The sequence below is a fragment of the Natrinema salsiterrestre genome (assembly GCF_029502005.1).
Lineage (GTDB): Archaea > Halobacteriota > Halobacteria > Halobacteriales > Natrialbaceae > Natrinema > Natrinema salsiterrestre.
In genome coordinates, this window is record NZ_JAMQOT010000016.1 from 18,809 (window position 1) to 39,138 (window position 20,330).

Consider the following 20,330-nt stretch of genomic DNA (forward strand, 5'->3'; position numbering starts at 1 on the left):
CTTCCTGTGTATTTCAATAACTAGACCGCTTTGATGGATCAGGACATACTATACCGGATCGCTCAGATCCATGGCCATAGCTACCATGACAAGTTTTCTTGTGCCGATGGAAAGAGACGGTCCCTTGGCGTGCAAGTTTTTCTAGCAACGCGATCACTGCGAACAATTCCGGTCGTATTAGCCGGTATTCTATACGAAATTTCGGGCGTCCACGTTATGTCGACCGATAGTAGAGAGCCGTCGATACAATGGCAACAAGTATGGGATATTTGATTGCACCACTGAGATTTGTCCACGCGAAACCGGATTCGAATCCGGCGTTGACGGCAAGGCGCATCGTCGCGTGGGAGGAGAGCAGGGTCGCCAGCGGGTTATGGACCAGGACGACGTCTAACAACGGTGCAAACAGGAGGATCAAACACCGGCGAGCCGATCGACCTGTGTTCCGACGGTGACACCGACTAGCCCATAGATGAGCGCCGTTAGCAGTCTAGCAACCGCCAGCCCGAGTATATTCGCAGGGGCGAACACAGGTAGTGCGACCACCATAGACACTCCGACCGTCGCACTCGCTGCGATCGCTACGAGCGTGCCCCGTGCCAGAAGCGACCAGTAGTGCAAGCAGGACTGGTATCCGGAATATTTACGCAACTCGGTCGCGATGGTGGTTCGGACGTGGTTCGTTCGCATTAGGTGCCACCCCCGTTCACGCTCTCGGTTCGTCAATAGACAGGGATTGCTACAGTCCCTGCCGCGAGAGTATAGCCGACCACTGGGAGGACGTGCCCGCTACTGAGTCCACCGTCCACGACGGCCGTCTGGAGAAGTTGATATGGGTGATAGAGAGGAAACACCTCGCCTACGAATTGGTTCGTTGGGAGGAGACTCGTCGCGAGGATGACGACGATATCAACGAGGAAAACGAGCGCCAGCGATCCCTCGAGCTCACCCGATAGGACGACCCAATAAGGAGTCCGACGAACGCGTACAGAACGCCGCTAATACCGAGGATTGCAAATGTGAGTATGAGGTCTAAAACGTTCTCGGTCCAGACGAGGGCGACGGTCACGACAGCTGCCACGACTATTTCGAGGCCGCCGATCAGATATATGGGTTCGCCGAAGACAACCGGTTAAACAGAGAGAAAACCCCAGCACAGGATTAGAGCGCTAAGTGACACCTGCCGAGACCAAGATCCTCGGGACAAAGGTAATATCCTCAGGGGACATTTCGAATCTCAGGCTATCACCTCGTAGTGGACTACAACAGGGAACTTTTACCTCCATTCTGCATCAGAGGACGACTGGTGACCAAGTATGAATACTGTTGGAACCTTTCGCTTCAGACGACAAGAAGCCACAGGATCACGGTTAGAACGAGCGTCAACAGCAAGACAGTCGTCCCAATACCTGTTCGGAGGTGGATTGTCGACGGCCGGCCACCATCGGTCGGCTGGTGATCGTCGACTTCAACCAGCCAGTCAGGGAGACGACCCGCAGCCGCGTCGACGGCAAGGACAGGGTTGTTCCTAATCCAGTAACAGCGTTTAACCGCGCCGACGACGGCGTTATCGACCGCGGCATAGGTTTCGGTCATCGCGAGCATCGTCCACCGGCTACCGTAGTAAGTCGCGGGGAAGACGACCATCGCCGGATCGCCGAGGTTAAGTTTCGAAAGCGGTTTCCGGACGATCACGAATACGACGGCCGCGATCGCAGTCAGAATGCCTGCGGTTTCGAGGTGACCTCGGCTGTAGGGGTGAAGTTCGCCGTGGCCGCCGGGATACTCGAATTCAACGCCGTGGACCATTGGAGTAAGGTCAGCCAGGCCCTGCCACCAGACGCCGAAGAGGAGGCACGCACCGCCGAGTCCGAGCATTGCAACCGTCTGACCGGGTTTCGCGTCTGCGACCTCAAGGTCACTCTCACCGTGGAAAAAAACGTAGTAGCCAAGCTTGAGGAACGAAAGTAGCGTTCCTATTGCACCAAGGTATAGCAGCCAGTACAGCGCCTGGTACTCGGGCTGGCCGTAGTAGTGGGGGTCGGCCGCGTTGAAGAGCATCCCCTTGCTGATGAAGCCGTTAAACCCTGGAATTGCGGTGATCGAGAACGCGCCGAGGCCGAACCCGATTGCGGTCAAGGGCATCTCACGCCAGAGACCACCGAGTTCATAGAGGTCCTCCTCACCGGTCCGGTAGATGACGACGCCGACGGCCATGAATAGAAGGCTTTTGAAGAAAACGTTGTTGAACAGATGAGCCATCGCACCGGCGACAGCGATCGGAGACCCAATTCCGATGCCAGCAACGATATACCCTAATTGGGCCTGGATGTGGTAGGAGAGTAGCGCCCGCATGTCGTGTTGTAGTAGGGCAAAGGTTGCACCGTAGACGGCCATCAGGCCTCCCATGTACGCAATATAGATTGACAGATCGCTCTGACCCTCCACGGGGAACGCCCGATAAAGCACGAACGCGCTCGTCTTCGTCGTATACACCGAAAGGAACACTGAAGCCGCGAAGTGGGGTCGCGGGTAGGTGTCTGGCAGCCAGACATGAACACCGATGAAAGCGACGTTGATGCCCATTCCTAGCACTGCGAGCAATGCTGGAATCCCGTCGGCGATGCCGGCAGCGTCGTAGATAAACGTGCCAGACTTGACGTAGTGGACTGCGACCGCCATCATCAGGAGTACCCCAGCGGTGCCGTGGAAAAGCGCGTACCGGAAACCAGCTCGGACCGCTTCACCCCCATACTGCCAGACCACCAGCGTGCTGGTCACCGCCATCAGCTCCCACATAAACAAGAGCATGAGCCAGTCGCCAGCGAACGCCGCCCCGATTGACGAGGAGACATAGACGAGTGCGAAAGCAGTCAGCGTCTTACTGGCTTCACTTGAGTAAGCATAGATGACGCTACAGATACCCAGAAACCCGAGTCCGAGACCGATCATCCGAGAGAATTCGTCGACGTAGAATGGGACGACCTCGAACCCGAGGAAGGTCCCGGTTAGGTGCTGGCCCTCTGGGGCGACGATCGAGATCACCAGTACCGCCGCAAGGCTGAGTGTACCGACGGTGAAGCCGGCAATTCGCGGTAAGACAAGTACGAGCAGCGCCGCTATAAACACTAACAGTGGCGGGTAGGTCATTGTCAGAATGTCGACTTCCATTAGTCATTCACCTCTGTCATGAATGCCATACCAAAACTATCAACTAGTCACTCGAATAGTATCTTGAAGACTCCATCGATATCCACATAATGTATACCGCTTGTTAACATATTAGACCGGCGAGCGCTAAACAGGGAGTTATTTCCACCTGCTAGGACCGATTCCGTATTGTCTCTCCTCTCATTCTACAAAAATTAAAATGATTATATTTCCTTTAGATTTTTGAAGAGATAATGTCTGTGATTTTCGATAAAAGTTCGAGAGGGGACTGCCCTATGGAGTTCCTATCATGTGATAATGTTTCATCCCCTTCACTAGGGGTGTCTTTCTCAGTGATATCTTCACTTGGGGGATCCTGGCAATAGAGACACATTGTATGGTCTCCCGTTCAATATTAAACCATATAGATCCACCGAGTTAGATTAGAATCGCTGTCATTATCTGGGAAAATGAGCCGATGAGGATCATAGACGCACTCAGAGTCACTTAACAAATCGAATCCTGTTTATGATGCCAGCTTGGATCTAGACACAGTAAGATGAGTAGTTCACGCCTCCAATCAGCTTCCGCAGCTATCGGTCTTACCTATGGATCGTATCTCGTCGGAAACATAGTTATTCTTCTTGTGGTGCTTGTTTTGGGGGGAATTGGTATAAACCTCATGACCCGACCGTCACTTCGCCTATTACTCAGTACTGTTCTGCTTCAGGGAGTGACCTATGGCGGTATCGTAATTATCTATCTCAAAGTTCGTAGCCTCAGCCCCGAATTCATCCCATTCTCTCTCCCGGATAAACACGATCTTATCGTCATTATTGTCGGGATCGTAGCTCTTCTCGGACTTCTCTTTGCGATGTCATCGGTCATCTCGTATCTCGGAATCGAGTCGGCTGAAAATCAGGCTGTCGAGATCGGGGAGCAAAATCCAGCTACCCTCCTTCTTCTCATTCTCCTCTCGTTTCTCTTGGTGGGGCCTGGTGAAGAGTTGCTATTTAGAGGGCTCGTTCAAGGTGCACTCAGAGAATCATTTGGCCCCACTCGAGCAATTGTCTTAGCCAGTGCACTCTTCGCCTCAATTCATCTTTTCTCCCTCTCCGGGGATGGCAAATTCGTGTACATAGGTATTGCGTTTGTTCTCGCCCTTGTACTTGGAGCAACGTACGAACACACAGATAATATTATCGTACCATCACTTATTCACGGTGTGTACAACGCCATTCAGTTCGCCCTTGCATATTTAGCTGTAACTTGAGATATTTAATCCACAAGATGGCTGCTTACAGTTTATAAGTTCATGTTCACCCGTAGTCATTTTCAATTATTATATGTGTGGCGAACTCAATAGTGATTGTACCATCTCTCAAGATTCGGTTGACTTATACTGTTCGACAAAGATCCTTAATATATGAATAAGACACTTGGTGATGCCATGGTTGTAGTAATGTTGCTCCTTGGCTTTCTGATGGTGACAATGTATATTACACTTTCAGATCCTGCCGGATCTCCAATGTTTAATTTGATCGTTAAGGGGACTGCAGGGGTCTCCCTACTCTTCACGATCACTCTCATTGGGATGGTAATAAAAGACACTGGTCCTAGTAATTACTAATTCCTTGACGTTCCGTGTTGATTTGGGTTAGTAGCGTAGAAAGAGATGGTATCCACAGGAAATGATTGACGCAGCAAAGACAGAATGACCTCTTACCAGGCTGGCCCTCGAAAAGAGTGTTACCGCGCGGTGAAACTATGCGGACTAAAGTTTTAACATGCCTACTTGCTGCTATTTGATAGCACCTTCATAAGAAACCGAGATCTCAATTAACCGGTTTTGTGAAGTGTTGAGTATTGGTCAGTGGCCTGCACGGCGCATTTTCCAGAGGTCGTCATAATTGATGACTTCAACATTGTCGGTATCATTAATATGCTGAAGTAGTTTCTCATACTCGTTTTCATCAATTGTATTATTAATCTCGAATTCGTGAAAGTTCAAGATTGTACACTGGCGGTGTTCGGCAGCAAGGTCGATACATCGGGTTGCGATATCGAGATTACTGCCGATTGTTCGCGGCAACGCAAGCGGATCAAATCCGTGGACACCAGTGAGGTTGACGTTACCAGACTGGTTGAACCCGCCCGCATAATAGTAGTTCGACGCGATATCATGGACAGTCTTGTCGAAGCTGTTGTGGGGATAGACAAGGAAATGACCGCCCTCCAGTTCATTTTGAACAGCCCAGTTCTTATCTCGCCGTAGCGCATTCTCAAGGTCGTTCTCCTCCATCTCCGCGAGCCGCGTATGAGTCCCGTGAGCGACGATCTGATCGCCAGCCTCTTGGCGCTCCTTGAGTTGTGCGACTGTCATGACTCCCTCACGCTGGTTACGCGTCCATTGTCGGACGGCCGCTTGAACGGCATTTACATCGTACTCATCGTGCAGCGGACTTGCTCGCTCATAGAAGTCAGGAGTGCCGTCGTCCCAGCTGAGAATGACGTATCCATTGTCGGGTTTCTTGTGAGTACGTAGATCGTCAACCCATACCTCTGCATCACCAGTATTGTAAATAATAATCTGGATCTCCTCGACAACTTCCCGTTCAAGAGGCATCGAACTTTGCTCGAAGACACCAGGACAGGTCCGGAACCAGTCGACATCGGATTCCCCGTAAGTAACAGATCGAAGTTGATGGTGAGCGTAGCCGCCGTAGATATCAACGAGTCGGATATCGATGGCGATATTCGACGGCGTTGAGGTACGCACGGCCATCGAGACATCGAGGTCGCTCATATCAGTCTTCTCAATCTGGCGTGAGAGGATAATATTCTGGTTATTCTTGGCGGAGAGTCGGATGCTTTGAGAGCCGTCAAAGGTGATGTTCTGATCGGCTTCACCGGATCCCCGACTGACCTCCCATGGCTCGAGGTTCTCGAAGTCATCGAGTTGCTTGCCGGGTTGTTTGAACTTTTCGCGGCTGTTGTACTCCGTCTCGACCGTGAGTTCTGGCGATTCGATCTCGTCTATGTCGTTACTGGAATCAGATTCATTTCCGTTCGGCGAACTGTCGCCACCGTTGCCGTCGTTGACATTCGGAATTGCAGAGTTCACCCGGTCCATACAGCCAGCCATCGCGGCAAATGCAGTTACGCTAGATGCTGCAAGAAACTGGCGACGAGTATTCTGTTGGTTCGTCATCGGTGATACCCATTTTATAGACTAAGGATTGTGAATATACGTGTGTTAAATGGAATGTGCCGTATAAGCTTAAGGATGCATATATAGCCTATACCGCTGCAGATCCGAATATTACCACCTCTATAAACATTCTCAGGTTGAGCATTTTAGGACTTGTTTCCGAAGGGCTCTCAACACCTACTAGTAAAATATAGGACCTGAAAATATGGTAATAATATGTATAATATTTAATAAAAAGTGGTTCTTTAAGTATTGATTGCTGGCGTATTTTTTGAGCCTTATAAGAGGTGGAGCCCTTCTCGGGTTCGATTCGGGAAGCAGTACTCGAAAATGACTATGAGCAGCGCTACCCTGGAATCTTCGATGATTCAGAGACCCAGTACAACAAGATGTATAACATGATCGAAAACGGATTGACGACCTTGTTGACGAGGTCGATAAAGCGGTCTTGAGTGGCCAATTCAATGAGTGCTCGAGGTCCAAAGCCACTTCCATAACTACCCCGCATCGAAATACACTCTTCCTCAAACTCTAGTATCCCGAGGCGACAAAGGTTACCGGCTACAACACGTGACGAAACGACTTCGACCGATAGGATGAGACAATCACTATCAACGCCGAAGAAATAACGACCAAGAATAGTCGGATATAGAGTCCGCCGCCACTATCTCGCCAGAGCCACAAAATGACAAGTATATTTATTTGTTCGTATTATGTGAGCACGTCTACTGATTAGATGATCCGATCCTGAAAATACTGCAAATAAACACTTCTGTGACACCGCGCTTTCGTGAAGTGAACCAACGACCATTTGATCCGTTGGTTCTACAGGTGAGATATGGATCGACGGACATATCTCGGCACAGCCGGAATCACGGGACTCACTAGTATTGCTGGTTGCCTTGGAGGAACGTTTGGCAGCGATAAGGGGAACGGAAACGGAAGCGAAAACGGAAGCGAAGGCAGAGGAAACTCCAATACCGTCCTTAAGCCGCCAGAGAGGAACCTGAGCGAGGCATCACACCCGAGTTACGGCGACGAATTGCCCGCGCTCAGTCTTCCTGATCCCTTGGCCGGCGAAACGATCTCGACCGAGCAGTTTGAGGGTGAACGGGCCGTGTTGATGACGTTCGTCTATACAAACTGCCCTGACGGGGTGTGTCCGGCGCTGACACTACGATTGCGCCGTACTCAAGAAGTCGCTGCCGAAGAGGGCTTCAGCGACGATATCGCACTCCTCGAGATGACATTTGACCCTGAGCGCGACACCGAATCAAAACTGCGGACGTTTGCCAATGAGCAGGGTGTCGACGCCGAGGCCGAAAACTGGCACTTCCTCAGACCGGAGACCTACGACAGTGCAAAGGAGATTATGACCGAGGATATTGGCCTTCCCTTCAAGAAGACTGATGCCGAAGAGTACGAGGACCTTGAGTACATCTTCCCCCACTTCGCCCTGATCTTGCTAGCCAATGAGCGTGGAATCGTCGAACGAGCGTATCCGAAGGGCAGCTCCATCGACCCGTCGACGGTCGTTGGTGATGTCGAAACAGTGGTGTCAGAGTAGATGCGCCGGCGTGACGTCCTCGCTGGGATCGGCAGTCTGGGCGTCATCGGCGGTGCGGGAGCGGTGGCAATCTACGGCCTGCCATCGGTCAACGACGAATCCGACGATGAACGCGAGCCGGTCGACCCCCTTACAGTCGAGACAATCGAGGCACCTGGTAGCGAGGCCGGCAAGGTTCGTGTGCCGGCAACCAACCAACCGACGTTCGTCGACTTCTTCGCGACATGGTGTGACCCTTGTTCGGAGCAGATGCCCGCACTTATCGAGGCCCACGATCGGCTTGATAACGATGTGCTGTTCATGTCAGTTACAAACGAGGCGGTCGGGCGCTCAGTGGCGAAAGCGGAGATCGTCGACTGGTGGAAAAACCATAACGGAAACTGGACGCTCGGGATCGATCCGACCGCAGAATTGAGCGCCCAGTACTCCATCACCGGAATTCCCTATGCCGTCGCAATTGACGCCTCTGGGCGCGTACAGTGGTCGGCAAGTGGGAGAAAATCAACAAACGAGTTCGTTGACGGCATTGAACGAGCACTCGAGAGCGACGGTGCCGAGGGAGAATAACGATGGTCGACGCGACGCTTACTACCTCAGTCGTGTTCGCGCTGTCGACTGGTATCGCGACGTTTTTCTCCCCGTGTGCATACCCGCTACTGCCAGGTTACGTCGGCTATTACGTGAGCCAGACCGACGGCGAGCGGGCATCTCTCAGTGGTGCGCTAAGCCGTGGCTTGCTCGCTGGGCTTGGCGTCCTCGTTACCTTTACGGCCCTGCTTGGAGCGACCTTCTGGGTAGGTCAGTCAACGCTGTCGTCAGTCAAATGGTTCGAAGGCATAGCCGGACTCCTCCTAATTGGGTTCGGCGTATTGATCCTCATCGATCGTGCCCCATCGCTTTCGGTCCCACTCCCGAAGCGGCGTTCAAGTGTACTCGGTTTTGCTATCTTTGGCGCCGGCTACGCGCTTGCCTCGGCCGGCTGTGTCGCGCCGCTGTTCATCAGCATCGTCACCCGCGCGCTCTCGCTGTCAACGACTGATGCGGTGATCCTCCTCGGGATCTACGTTAGCAGTGTCGTCGTCCTGATGGTCTCGTTGACCGTCGTGACAGGGATGGGCCTCGTCGCCAGCGCCGGTCGATTCGCTGCCTACTCTGGGCTGCTCAAGCGGATTGCGGGTGCAGTGATGATTATCGCTGGCCTTGGCCAGCTATATCTCGCCATTGTCGTCTTCGACCTGGTCTCATTGCCCCCGTTCTAAAATTTCATTTAATAAATGGCGGCGCAATCTGTGTATCGTTTTTCGTGTCGTGTTGAGATGGAGATCAAAGATCGCATTCACGTTAGTCCCACGAGTAGCGTGATCTTCAACTGCTATATCATCAATTTAGGCTCAACAGTCACAGAAATGTTCAAAAGTGAAACTTTTTGCTCAGGAGATGTCGAGTTCCACATACTTATTCCCTGTTAATTTTGAAAGGGTGAAGGTTAGTTGTTGGCCCGCTTCGGTATACGGCGTAGAGTACAATAATAGCGATCAGAAAGTCGAAGCTGTGTTCAACAAGATGGTGGACGGTCATCGGTACCAGTCCAAAAACAGTACCGAGCCCAACTATAGAGCGGGCAACGAGCATTCCAAGCGCAACTGTAATCAAGAGATAGCGGGCCGTTCGTCGCCTCAGATATGATATAAGGCCTACACCGAATAGAAGGATTGTCCCGATAACAGCGAGGATGATTATCGCGATGAGAACTGGCGCTAGCTGTGGATCTAGCCATCCACTACTGAGTGAACTTAAAGCGAGCATACAGATGTGATCCGTATTTGGTTAGAAGGCTATCTATGTACTTCGGTGTAAAGCCTTCAGGAAAAATTTGTTATATAACAATAGGAGACTATCTATATATAAATAGTGAATATAAAAGCATTCTCTTTATCTAGCCTTCCTGCCTCTTTAGAATGGTCGAAAGTCGTTATGATAGTTTATATATATAATACAATCTATTCTGTTTGACATTCCTGCGTAGAAGAATGCAAGAACAGACGAATAAACATGTTCCGGTGTGGGGCTCAAATTACACGTCAATTGAGTTTCTCAAATTAGCTATTTGGAACTGATAATCCTTGGTAAATTGGATTATTCCTAAACAGTGGGAATCCCCCCTATACTCATATTTGGTCTAGTGCTACTTGCTAGACAGCCACTGCCAGGATACAACCAGATAACTATAATCATCTCAAATAATGTATAATATACACACCACGGTTAGATCTCATGAGACATCAGACCAAACAGAATCAACTGAGTCAAGTATAGTATGTCCAGAATGTGATGGACAGATTACCAGCGATGTTGAACATGGTGAGACAACGTGTAGTGAATGCGGGCTTGTCGTTGATGAGAATATGATTGATCGTGGCCCTGAGTGGCGAGCGTTTGGCGATAGAGAGCGTGTAGAGCGTAGTCGAGTTGGGGCACCGACAACCGAACTTAGACACGATAATGGTCTCAGTACGATGATTGGTTGGCGCGACAAAGATACGCACGGAAATCACCTCTCTTCGGAAAAACGAAAACAGATTCAACGTCTTCGAACCTGGGATAAGCGGTTCGCTACGAAGAATGCACAGGAGCGTAATCTCAAGCATGCCTTTGGTGAGATTGATCGAATGGCATCAGCACTTGGGATTCCAAAATCCTGTCGAGAAACTGCTGGTGTTATCTATCGGCGAGCCGTTGAACACGAATTATTACCAGGCCGATCGATTGAAGGAATGTCAACAGCTAGCTTGTATGCCGCTGCTCGCCAACATGGAACGCCACGTACACTGGTTGAGTTCGAGACAGTGAGCCGCGTCAAAAAGGTACGTATACAGCGGGCATATCGTTATCTGTCCCAAGAGCTCGGCTTACAACTTGAACCAGCCGATCCACTCCAGTATGTTTCGCAGTTTGCTTCGGCACTTGATGTGAGTGGGGAAGCTGAACAACTTACACGGGAATTAGTTGAGACGGCGAAAGCAGAAGCCATACACAGCGGACAGAGTCCAGCAAGTATCGCCGCTGCAGCGCTTTATGCAGCTGCTCGACTATCGAATGAGCAGATTACACAAGATGAAGTGAGCGATGCCGCCCATGTGAGTTGTGTCACAATTCGAAATCATTATACAGAAATACTTGACGTATTCGCTGAGCAGGATTGACAATGGATAACGATGATCGCTGGCGTACTGATTTTTGCAACAGGTGGAGTCACGTGGATCGGTCCCCGAGAGCGGCCGGTTGTCGTGAAGGCCGCGACGCTTGCAGAGATCTTCCACCTTCCGGTGCAGGTCCACCTCAGCGGGCTCACAGTAACGTAAGCGCCACAGCCGATTATCGTGTCAGTATATCTCGGTATCCCACTTCTCATCCTACTCAGCCTTACAGCTCCGACCTTGATGGCCTGATACAGTGTGAACTCTATTCACACTATCTGTCCTGTGAAGGAGGCCGTCGACAATCGACGGCAGGCTGCTGTACGGAAACAGAAGTATTCCGCTATGCTCTCTTCCGCGACATTCGCAAGTGGATCTGCCCCATAGCGTCACTGTTAGCACGTGAGAACTAGATGAAACCAGATGACCATCATTGAGGACACTCCACTTCCCGCCGGACAAGCAGCCGTCGCTTGTGAACAACAGAGACTACGCGCGGAGGTCGCTGCGTTTCAGGAATTTGCCGAGCGGCTCTCTGATATTGAGCCTCATTGGTCTCAACGGCAAATCTCTACTAGTGGCACACTCGGTAGCTTATCTACGAGCCGACCAATGAATGCCGACCAGCCGTCGGCATTCAATACAGTCTATACGGTGTACCACGAGACTGTGCTTGACGTTGATCACTGGCAAACTACGTATGCTGAAGACACGGTCGAAGAAAGCCTTGCGAACGTGTTCCCATCCGATTTTGCAGACGCACTCACGAATCCGTCTGGGACAACATTTTCACCAATGCTTCGTAATCGTCTCATTGCTGAAGCTACACAGGTTGCGACCACTCGTAGTGAAATTCTTGGTCTGATCGATACAGACTACTGTGGCGTCCATCTCCGATCGCTTTTTTGAGTTCGTCGTGGAATTCTTCTTGATCTGATTCACCGGCTTCGGCGGCTGAACGGCGTGATTTTTGATAGCTCAATCCTGCTTCTTTCAACAACCGCCGACAACTCGGATAGGAGTACTCGACGCCATAGGTCTCCTGATAAAAATTCCTAGACGAGCGCCGGTGTCCACGCCGGCGCGTCGATCCCGACTTCCTCAGGAGGTTGGTGAACGGTTTGTTTGAACTCTTCTTGCTGTGGTTCTGAGAGTTTTCTTTTTCTTCCGGATCGATGGGCATCAGAGACAGTTTGCTCAAGCGGTTCGTCCGTATCGAGTCGAATGAGCCAGCTGTAGACCGTTCTTCGACCGGTGTCGTGCCACTCCGCAAGTTCGGTCTGCGTCACCCCGTTCTTGTATGCAATCGCCGCTAACAACCGTTGTGTCGGCTCGTTTCCCTCAACCTTGTCAAGGGCATCTTGGAGATCTTCGACGGAAATTTTGTCGAGATGGTCTATTGCGTACAAGTAACAAGCTATCGGCGGAAAATTCTAACGGTTACTATAGCGGGCACGAACGAAAGCCGACTTATTAGCCGCGATGCGAACGGGACGTGGACCGACGCGGGACAAGTGCCAGATGGGATTCGATCGCTCGCAGAGTAGACCAAAAACGACTGTCTTCACCTACCGTTGCCGAATCTGCATTGGGAGGCCGTTCTTTGTCTGTGTGGTAATCTCCGGTTCGATCGTGATTGTTGGATCTCCACTAGCCCACTCGAGGGTCCACTGTTGGCCGATCGTCGCTAACACGAGCATCGCCTCAAGACGAGCAAACTCCCGACCGATACACGTCCGGCGACCACCACCGAATGGGATGAACGCATGGTCAGCGAGTTCCTTTTCAAATTTTTCTGTCCACCGGTCGGGCTGGAATGAGAGTGGATCGTCGTAGAACCGCTCATCACGATGAGCCGAGATAATGGACAGATGAACTTCCTCGTCGGCCGGGATCTGGTAGCCATCGACCTGGACATCTCGAGTCGTCTCCCGGGGGATCGTATGGATAGGGGGATACAGTCGGAGGGTCTCAGTGACGATTCGGTTTGTGAGATTGAGGTTTGTAATGTCTTCCGGTGTCGGTGGTTCATCCCCCAGAACAGCATCGAGTTCGTCGTGGAACGCTTGCCGGATATCAGGATTCATCGCCAGCGAGTACCAAGCAAATCCGAGCGCCGCGGCGGTGGTCTCGTAGCCAGCAAAGATCATTGTGAGCATCTGGTCTTCGACTTCCTCCGTTCTCAGACGGTCTTGGCCACTTGCCTCGCGTGCCTCGTGGAGCTTCGATAAGAGCGTCTCTTGCTGGAGGTCGTTCGACTGTGAACTGTCCGCTTGTCCCGAGTTTGCACTGTACTCCGCAAGCAGTTGTCGAACTTCCGTTCGGAGACGCTCTACTGAGTTGCCGAACTCCCGTCGTGATGGTGTTGGAATCCAGTTCGGTAAGAGCCATGACGTCGGCGCGAACCATTTGTTGAGTCCTTCCGATGCTGCACGGAGATCGTTGCCTTCCCCCGGAGGTAATTCGCGGCCAAAGAGTGTTGCAAAGAGAATCTCTATTGTGAGATCTTGCATCTCCGATTCTATATTTCGAGTTTCGCCTGGTTTCCACGTAGCGAGTCGCCGTTGCGTAGCGTCGACCATATACTCGCCATACCCCCTGATTCGATCCCGATGAAATAATGGCTGGAGGATTCCTCGCTGGCGACTCCATTGCTCTCCCTCTGTCGATAGCAATCCATTGCCAAACACCCGCCGAAAGTCCGCGGTCTTTCCGAATGCGTCGATGTCAGTCACTAGCGCTTGTTTGAAATACTCCGGATGGGCTAAGACGTAAACGTCGACGCTAGGAAGTTCCATCCGATAGAGGTCTCCACACTCGTTCGTCGCGCGGTCAACGAACTCAAACGGACTTCGAGCAAAATCGAGCGTATGACCGATCACTGGATGCCCTGAGGGCGTGGGAGGGAGACGAGCGTTTGGATTCATAGTAATTCATCCATACAGAACATAAATAAATCCACTGTAGATCCATGCTCAATTGGTAGTTATTTATGTGGTGTGGATTCCATATTGAGCTTGGTTATATCGAGAACCAATAAAATTGAATAACTATTAGATTAAAGAGACAGATTGGAAACTCAATATGGGGGATACAACTGTGACTGGAAATATACGCCGAGCAAAGAACCTCCTTACAGGCGAAAAACTCGTTGTCCGGAACGTTATCAATGAGACAGTCGACTCGGCGCGTCTGGAAGTTTTACGAGCTATGGGAGATTTCTCGAGCCCCGTGGCACAGACTGATATTGCCCAACAGGCTGATATCTCCCGACAGGCCGCCTCTAATCATCTTGCGGTTCTCCGAGATCGTGGATTCATCAAGAATCAGAACACGGGGATTGAGCTAACCGCTGGTGGTCTCTTACTCCTGGATGTTATCGAGAACTGTCTTCAGACGGTCTCGGTTGAGGGGCTATCGTTTCTGACTCGCTCTGTCCATCCAATTGGCGTATTAAGAGCACTTGAGGGACAATCATACCGTCCGAGTAAGCTAGAATCAGCAGTAAGCAGTTCCCCGTCACGTCCCACAATTGGGCGTATCCTCAAGGTCTTCGAAGAGTATGGATGGAGCCAAGATGGCGGGGGACAACAGCAGATCACATCTGCTGGAACACGAGCCCTGAATGCCTATGTTGATTTAGCGACGGCAGTTAAGCAACTCATAGAGAAAGCGCCATGGCTACAGCGCCTCCCGAGAGAAGATGCGACCTTTCCAATTTCAGAACTGGCTGACGCTGAGTTAATCATTTCTGACCCCACTCACCCCTCCTCAGTACTTTGGGCAGCTCTCAAGCTCTATGACCGACGAACAAGTCGCTTTCGAGGGTTCTGCTCTATCTTTAATCCAGTTCTGTTCCACGCCTACCGAGGGTTACTTGAACTTGGCATTGAATGCGAGGCTATCCTTGATTTGCCAACCTATGTTGAAGCCGCCGAAAACCCTCAAACCCAGTATGTGGTCCACAGCTCGACGTATAACAACTACCAGCCCCTGGTCCTCGATCGTGCGCATACGCTCGGTATCGGAATCTACGATACTCGCAAGGTCGCTATTGGAGCGTACAATGAATCCGGTAGTGGAAAGCACATTGCGATGATTGTCAGTTCTAACAAACGACTCGTCGAATGGGGAATTAACTTGTACGAGTCCTATCGCGCGCAAGCTCGACCTGCCTCCGAACTGGAACCAGAGTCGGTATAGAATTCATCAAACGCCCGTCTATCGAGATTATTTCCGGGTTACAGATAGATTCATCTGAGGATTAAATAACAGTACGGTTTACATACATATTGACGGTGTAAACGCCAGTGAAAATATAATCGTTCTCCTCGAAATTTCGCTTGGTGAGAACCAGTGGAAAAACAGTCAATGGAGATAATTCAGGACCGACTCGCTCGAGAAGCACCTTCACTCATCTCCACCTGGCTCATTGATGGTAGCGATGAACTCCTTCGGTTCAGCGTTCGAGTCACGCGATTACTGATTCATCGAGACTCTGATAGAAACGGTGACTCTGTGATCAGTACCCCGCACGATGAGGACCTTCTCTCGAGTTTCCTCAGTCAGCGACCGGTCTGTGAGTAAGAAAATGGTGAAACGAACCACCACTACGACTATCTCGGTTATGCCCGCCGACGCCTTGTTCCTCAGTTGGGCGACCGGTATCAACGCATCGGGGCTATTCCGCGAGGCACTCGCCGAACAGATGGCGTACCGTGACATCGAGCGGGACAGGCTCGTTGCACTTCTCGAGGAAGCGCTCCGCGACGACGATCGTGACCTCGACGACCTGATCGAACAGACCTCGTGCTTCGAGGACCTCGAAAACCTTCTCGACACACCAAGCGTCAACTCAGTTTCCCATGAGTAACCGTTCATCCTCCACGGCAACTGAATCGTCTAGTGAACACCCTGCTACCAACGAAAAGTCCCCGACATCTCGTCAAACGAGACCGCGAGTGCAGTTGCTTTTCACCTCTGTTCCACCACAGCTTGTCTCACTCGCAATTGGACTCCTCTTGTTAATTGTTGCAGTCGGTCCAGCGACCGCTCAAAGCGATGTCGGAGACGTTTACTGCGGCACCGGTGTCGAGACTGGTATCGGTATTGTTTTCGGCGCTGTTGCTGGTCTCGGGCTCCCTGCAACTGGTCTCTATGTTGGCCGAGCTGGCCTCTCGTACATGCGTGCTGGTGGAAATCCTGAAAAGAAGAACCAAGCCAAAGAGAAGCTCGTAATGTCGGGTATCGGATTCGGCATCATCGTCCTTGCCCTCATTTCACCGGAACTTATCGACAAAGTCGGTAGTCAGATGGGATTCGGCTTCTCTGACTGTGTGAAACCGTTCTAACACAGCGGACAAACCATTTCACCGAAATCCAATGACCACGTCACGTGCGATCTCCGTCGCCGTTGCGTTCCTCGCCGTAAGCGGAGGCATTGCGAGTCTGACTGTAGGTGTCGCTGCAGCTGCCCCAAACTCGAGTACGGCGATTCCTGCTGACGGACCGGATTACGGTGTAAACGAAACGCGGTTCCCGCTGTTGTGGTCGGAAGACATCGATAGGGAGGACCGCTCAAGTGAGGAGTTCACGAATACCGTTTCTTCCGACGCGGAGTTTTCCGCTCGGCTCGCAGGGTCGACGGATGTTCCGTTCGAAGAACCGGTTGAAGACGTCGAAACCTGGAACAGTGGTGACGTCCAGGATTTCACCCCTGGAAATGAGAAGACGTCAGTTCATCCCGAGAGAGCACAGCTTGAGGACGGGCGCTACATCAGGGATGCGTACGCGAGCATCTTTGTAGTACAGCCGTCGACGGTGTTGCATTCAGGAAACAACTCGACACAGTACATCGCTCCAGACGGTGAGATCCTCGCGATAACCGATTACCGAGTCCGTGTTCCAGATGACGATACCACTGGCTCGGTCCGCAATCAGTGGTCGATTGCTGAGACAGATATTGACAGTGTCGAACTACGCGCAGACGGTCAGGTACTCGACTCCGGTGACGATCATCGCTCCACTCTCGAGTTCAGTGGACTGTCAGGGACACAGAACCTCTCCGTGGACGTTGCCATCTCCGTTCGTCTTCGCCATGAAATACGAACGTGCGATGATTACGACAGTGAGGCAGACTCCTGTGATGAGTCGTGGGAGACTGAAACCGAGAATGTGAGCGAGCGGGTAACGGCAACCGAATCCCGTCAGACGGTCGTTACTCGGATCGACAATAGTGCCGGGAAGCGCGTGACGTTCGAGAGTAACGAGAATCGCACTGGCGTCGTCGTGCACCCGGGCACTAGGTGGACAGCAATCGATGTTGACAGTACCGCTCGTCTTCGTGGAAATTGGCGGTTCTACTCTGCAGGAGTAGACGGCTGGCGCACGATGGTGTCCCAAACGGAAGGGGACACGACCCGGAAGAACTCATCCGTCCGCCCAGCGCAAATTCACGCCGTACCGGCGCAGAAACGGCCAGATATGCCAAGCGAGGCGACGGATACTGCTGAGCCACCGTTGGTTATCGAAGAAGCCTGGGGGAGTGAACAAGACGGTCCCTCCCTCCCGAACGAGATCGATATTGCGACTGTCGATCGCTACGTGAACGCAACGTCAGTCGCCGTCCAATCGGAGACGCTTCCAGCAGCGACCTTTGACGAGGTGACCGTTCACGGCATCGTCCGTGGCCAGTCGCAATCCATCTCGATTGATGACAACGGAACCGTTCGCGAAACGAACCTCGAATTGACGGTCCTCGAAGCGAACTCGTCAGGGGCCCGCGTTCAGGCAACTGTCACAGAGAAGGCGACCGGTGATCCGATCACAACCGGCCGGGTCGAAGTTGGGAATCAGTCCACTACTGTCAACGCTAGTGGAATGGCCGTTCTCGAACTCGAGAATCGGCCGTCTGTAGTCGTTGATGGGCAGTACATTCCAACGGAGTGGTGGCGCGCGAATCAACTGTACTCCGCAGCAGAAGATAGGGCGAAGATCCCACCGAAATATCCCGGTTTCCAGAAGATCGTTCAGTTGATTCTCGTAACACTGCTCTGGTTTCTGCCGGTCGCTCTGGCTGTCTACGGTTTCGACTACCTGTCCGGAGGCACGTTCCTCGGACTTACAGATCAACAATGACAGAAAATTCCAATACGGATGGCAGTCGTATCGCTCGCAGGTCAGTCCTTGCTACCCTCGGCGTTAGTACAGCCACTCTTGCTGGCTGTGCGTCAGGGTCAGACCCATCGAACAATAGTACAAATGGAAACGGAATCAGTGCTGGAGATAGTGATGTCTTCACGTCCGTCGAGATAGCGGAGGAGAGCCTCGAGATCGAAGTTGCTGATGATACGTCGGTTGAGTTCATCAATCTCGTTGATCCGAGTGGAGAGCTGTATGATCAACAGCGTCTCGAGAACGGCGAGACTGAGACATCGTTCGAAATTCTTGGCCGATATGAAGATGACTTCCCCACTGGAAAATACGAGCTAGTCGCCCTCGATGGAGACGATCAGGTCGATACAACGACGCTCACGCTCGAGGCTAACTGTACAATCACAGATGTCCTGTGGGCGGCAGAGAATCCCGACATGGGGTGGGACAAAAACTCGCCTACTTGGGAGACATATGCGGCAGTCGTTATTGAGAACACGGGGACGATTCCATCGTTGCTCACTGAACTCGAGTGGGAAGGAGCTCCGGTTGCTCGACTGCAGTCGAAAAAATCGCAGTCATACTACCACGAGGCACGCTTACCGCCGGGGGAGACTACTGTTTATTCTAAGGGGTCGGTCTATGCTACAGATGGTGCAGTTCACTCGCTGAACTGTAGCGATCTCGAGACAGAACCGATGACTGTCACGGCCGTCGTTCAAGTCGGACCAGATCCATCATATACTCAGGATATTGAATATGGGGGCGATCAATCGTGTAGTCTTACCATCGTCAATAGCGACTCTACTAGAGGTTCATTTAGCGAGGGTGAGAGTTGAATGGGATGGCTTCAAAACGAAGTTGAGACTGCAATTGAGAACGTCATCGAGGATTTCACCGATGCGCTTCTCGGCCTTGTCAATGACATTTATGAAGCGATCTTAGGTCCAATCGTCGGTGTTCCAACCCCCAAATCAGATTCGGGGTATATGGTTGTCGGAACCCCGGACAATGCGCCATGGGAGAGTCTGTATCAGGACGTATACCTCTCATACATCATGCCGCTGGCGATCATGCTGTCGGTTATCGCCTTTGCGTTTGTTGGACTCCGGGCAGGTTCGATGAGTGAGTACCGACGAAAACAGCTCCTGCGACGACTTGGTCTCGTATTTATGGGGACTTTTGTTTGGTTTCCACTTGTATCGATTCCGTTACAGTTCATCGACGCAGTAGGTATGACGATTGCCCCAATCGACGAGATGTCGGCAGGACTCGGTGGCCTCATCCAATCCTCGCTTGGGGGCGTGTTCACCATCCTTGCGATGGTCGTCATATCGAACTTCTTCTTAGTTATCGCAGGGTTTGTCGTCGCTCTCCGATGGATTGCACTCTGCGTCTTGACGCCGATCATGCCGCTACTAGGCGTCCTCTGGTCGATGGAAGTCTGGCCGTTTAGTCCTGCGGCAAACATGGCACGCCGAGCTTCAGGGATCTATCCAGGCTTAGTGCTCGCTGGGATTCCGCCAGCTATTCTCTTCCGAATCGGCTGGGAGGTTGGCGGTCTCGAAACATCTGTTAAGGGCCTCTTTTCGTTGTTCATCGGATTAACGCTGATTCCTGCAGCGATTATCACGATGATCATGACGGTGTACTGGAGCAGCCCGGCAATACGGACCGTCGCACAGAAGGGCGTCTCGGCAACGAATCCTACAGCAGCCGCATCCGGGGCTGCGAAGGCAAAACGTACTTCTGGAAAGGCTGTCCGGGGGGCCCGAAACGTCCATCGAGGATATGCGAACAATCAGGTTGGCGCAGTCACGAAGAGTGGCCAGACGACGCTCGGGGGTGGCAACTCGAAAGCCTACCAGCTCGGATCATCAGCCCGCTCGACGAAGGCTCACGCTGGTCGGTACAATAATCTTCGGAAGTCGAAGACGGGCCGTATGCGAGACAAAGCCGCCGATGACGCTCGTAAAGCCACACAGAAGACATCGACTCGAGCAAAGCGCGGGCTCAAGAACACGAAACAGAAGGTCTCACGGTGGTAATTTCG

Annotated in this window: 16 protein-coding genes and 2 pseudogenes; 13 read left to right on the forward strand and 5 right to left on the reverse strand. The window is 51.8% G+C overall.

Going from position 1 to position 20,330, the window contains the following annotated elements:
- Positions 1 to 1,341 precede the first annotated feature (1,341 nt).
- On the reverse strand, positions 1,342 to 3,171 hold the full coding sequence (locus NDI89_RS23190; RefSeq protein WP_277525188.1) for a Na(+)/H(+) antiporter subunit D: 1,830 nt from the start codon (positions 3,169 to 3,171) through the stop codon (positions 1,342 to 1,344).
- Between the two features lie 538 nt (positions 3,172 to 3,709).
- Here NDI89_RS23190 and NDI89_RS23195 point away from each other — a divergent pair.
- The gene (locus tag NDI89_RS23195; RefSeq protein ID WP_277525190.1) at positions 3,710 to 4,423 is read left to right on the forward strand and encodes a CPBP family intramembrane glutamic endopeptidase; all 714 of its coding nucleotides are present in this window, start codon (positions 3,710 to 3,712) and stop codon (positions 4,421 to 4,423) included.
- Positions 4,424 to 4,576: 153 nt separating this feature from the next.
- The gene (locus NDI89_RS23200) at positions 4,577 to 4,780 is read left to right on the forward strand and encodes a hypothetical protein (RefSeq protein ID WP_277525192.1); all 204 of its coding nucleotides are present in this window, start codon (positions 4,577 to 4,579) and stop codon (positions 4,778 to 4,780) included.
- A gap of 240 nt (positions 4,781 to 5,020) precedes the next feature.
- Here NDI89_RS23200 and NDI89_RS23205 read toward each other — a convergent pair whose 3' ends face one another.
- Positions 5,021 to 6,361: a polysaccharide deacetylase family protein gene (locus tag NDI89_RS23205; RefSeq protein ID WP_277525193.1), complete on the reverse strand. Its 1,341-nt coding sequence runs from the start codon at positions 6,359 to 6,361 to the stop codon at positions 5,021 to 5,023.
- An 838-nt stretch (positions 6,362 to 7,199) separates the two neighbouring features.
- Between NDI89_RS23205 and NDI89_RS23210 the strand changes: the two genes are divergently transcribed.
- Genes NDI89_RS23210 through NDI89_RS23220 form a run of 3 tightly spaced genes read left to right on the forward strand, consistent with a single transcriptional unit; the run spans position 7,200 to position 9,187 of the window.
- Positions 7,200 to 7,928 (forward strand): SCO family protein, encoded by a 729-nt coding sequence (locus NDI89_RS23210; RefSeq protein WP_277525195.1) that lies wholly within the window; start codon positions 7,200 to 7,202, stop codon positions 7,926 to 7,928.
- The gene (locus tag NDI89_RS23215; protein WP_277525197.1) at positions 7,929 to 8,495 is read left to right on the forward strand and encodes a TlpA family protein disulfide reductase; all 567 of its coding nucleotides are present in this window, start codon (positions 7,929 to 7,931) and stop codon (positions 8,493 to 8,495) included.
- Between the two features lie 2 nt (positions 8,496 to 8,497).
- Positions 8,498 to 9,187 carry a cytochrome c biogenesis CcdA family protein gene (locus NDI89_RS23220; protein ID WP_277525199.1) on the forward strand — a complete coding sequence of 230 codons (690 nt, stop codon included), beginning with the start codon at positions 8,498 to 8,500 and terminating at the stop codon, positions 9,185 to 9,187.
- A 196-nt stretch (positions 9,188 to 9,383) separates the two neighbouring features.
- Here NDI89_RS23220 and NDI89_RS23225 read toward each other — a convergent pair whose 3' ends face one another.
- Positions 9,384 to 9,734: a DUF7471 family protein gene (locus NDI89_RS23225; protein ID WP_277525201.1), complete on the reverse strand. Its 351-nt coding sequence runs from the start codon at positions 9,732 to 9,734 to the stop codon at positions 9,384 to 9,386.
- Positions 9,735 to 10,171: 437 nt separating this feature from the next.
- Between NDI89_RS23225 and NDI89_RS23230 the strand changes: the two genes are divergently transcribed.
- Positions 10,172 to 11,131, forward strand: coding sequence for a transcription initiation factor IIB (locus NDI89_RS23230; protein WP_277525202.1), 960 nt, complete (start codon positions 10,172 to 10,174; stop codon positions 11,129 to 11,131).
- Positions 11,132 to 11,548: 417 nt separating this feature from the next.
- A pseudogene (locus NDI89_RS24135) lies at positions 11,549 to 11,938 on the forward strand (DUF7260 family protein); the annotation flags it as partial.
- A gap of 42 nt (positions 11,939 to 11,980) precedes the next feature.
- Here the strand turns inward: NDI89_RS24135 and NDI89_RS23235 are convergent.
- Positions 11,981 to 12,525 (reverse strand): annotated as a pseudogene (locus NDI89_RS23235) (IS630 family transposase); the annotation flags it as partial.
- 168 nt (positions 12,526 to 12,693) lie between these two features.
- Positions 12,694 to 14,052, reverse strand: coding sequence for a cytochrome P450 (locus tag NDI89_RS23240; RefSeq protein ID WP_277525204.1), 1,359 nt, complete (start codon positions 14,050 to 14,052; stop codon positions 12,694 to 12,696).
- Positions 14,053 to 14,209: 157 nt separating this feature from the next.
- Here NDI89_RS23240 and NDI89_RS23245 point away from each other — a divergent pair, with 157 nt between their 5' ends.
- From NDI89_RS23245 to NDI89_RS23270, 6 genes are all read left to right on the forward strand, one after another.
- The gene (locus NDI89_RS23245; protein WP_277525206.1) at positions 14,210 to 15,328 is read left to right on the forward strand and encodes a transcriptional regulator FilR1 domain-containing protein; all 1,119 of its coding nucleotides are present in this window, start codon (positions 14,210 to 14,212) and stop codon (positions 15,326 to 15,328) included.
- Between the two features lie 424 nt (positions 15,329 to 15,752).
- The gene (locus NDI89_RS23250; protein ID WP_277525208.1) at positions 15,753 to 15,998 is read left to right on the forward strand and encodes a hypothetical protein; all 246 of its coding nucleotides are present in this window, start codon (positions 15,753 to 15,755) and stop codon (positions 15,996 to 15,998) included.
- 88 nt (positions 15,999 to 16,086) lie between these two features.
- Entirely contained in the window at positions 16,087 to 16,476 is a 390-nt protein-coding gene (locus NDI89_RS23255) for a pilin (RefSeq protein ID WP_277525210.1), read from the forward strand.
- Between the two features lie 31 nt (positions 16,477 to 16,507).
- Positions 16,508 to 18,262 carry a DUF8186 domain-containing protein gene (locus NDI89_RS23260; protein ID WP_277525211.1) on the forward strand — a complete coding sequence of 585 codons (1,755 nt, stop codon included), beginning with the start codon at positions 16,508 to 16,510 and terminating at the stop codon, positions 18,260 to 18,262.
- Positions 18,259 to 19,116, forward strand: coding sequence for a hypothetical protein (locus tag NDI89_RS23265; protein WP_277525214.1), 858 nt, complete (start codon positions 18,259 to 18,261; stop codon positions 19,114 to 19,116). Before NDI89_RS23260 ends, NDI89_RS23265 begins: the two co-directional genes overlap by 4 nt.
- Positions 19,117 to 20,325, forward strand: coding sequence for a TrbL/VirB6 family protein (locus NDI89_RS23270; RefSeq protein ID WP_277525216.1), 1,209 nt, complete (start codon positions 19,117 to 19,119; stop codon positions 20,323 to 20,325). It abuts the gene before it with no gap.
- Positions 20,326 to 20,330: the final 5 nt, after the last annotated feature.

Coding starts and splice junctions, on each gene's coding strand:
- NDI89_RS23190 (WP_277525188.1), bottom strand. CDS start 3,171: ATGGAAGTCGACATTCTGACAATGACCTACCCGCCACTGTTAGTGTTT.
- NDI89_RS23195 (WP_277525190.1), top strand. CDS start 3,710: ATGAGTAGTTCACGCCTCCAATCAGCTTCCGCAGCTATCGGTCTTACC.
- NDI89_RS23200 (WP_277525192.1), top strand. CDS start 4,577: ATGAATAAGACACTTGGTGATGCCATGGTTGTAGTAATGTTGCTCCTT.
- NDI89_RS23205 (WP_277525193.1), bottom strand. CDS start 6,361: ATGACGAACCAACAGAATACTCGTCGCCAGTTTCTTGCAGCATCTAGC.
- NDI89_RS23210 (WP_277525195.1), top strand. CDS start 7,200: ATGGATCGACGGACATATCTCGGCACAGCCGGAATCACGGGACTCACT.
- NDI89_RS23215 (WP_277525197.1), top strand. CDS start 7,929: ATGCGCCGGCGTGACGTCCTCGCTGGGATCGGCAGTCTGGGCGTCATC.
- NDI89_RS23220 (WP_277525199.1), top strand. CDS start 8,498: ATGGTCGACGCGACGCTTACTACCTCAGTCGTGTTCGCGCTGTCGACT.
- NDI89_RS23225 (WP_277525201.1), bottom strand. CDS start 9,734: ATGCTCGCTTTAAGTTCACTCAGTAGTGGATGGCTAGATCCACAGCTA.
- NDI89_RS23230 (WP_277525202.1), top strand. CDS start 10,172: ATGTATAATATACACACCACGGTTAGATCTCATGAGACATCAGACCAA.
- NDI89_RS23240 (WP_277525204.1), bottom strand. CDS start 14,052: ATGAATCCAAACGCTCGTCTCCCTCCCACGCCCTCAGGGCATCCAGTG.
- NDI89_RS23245 (WP_277525206.1), top strand. CDS start 14,210: ATGGGGGATACAACTGTGACTGGAAATATACGCCGAGCAAAGAACCTC.
- NDI89_RS23250 (WP_277525208.1), top strand. CDS start 15,753: ATGCCCGCCGACGCCTTGTTCCTCAGTTGGGCGACCGGTATCAACGCA.
- NDI89_RS23260 (WP_277525211.1), top strand. CDS start 16,508: ATGACCACGTCACGTGCGATCTCCGTCGCCGTTGCGTTCCTCGCCGTA.
- NDI89_RS23265 (WP_277525214.1), top strand. CDS start 18,259: ATGACAGAAAATTCCAATACGGATGGCAGTCGTATCGCTCGCAGGTCA.
- NDI89_RS23270 (WP_277525216.1), top strand. CDS start 19,117: ATGGGATGGCTTCAAAACGAAGTTGAGACTGCAATTGAGAACGTCATC.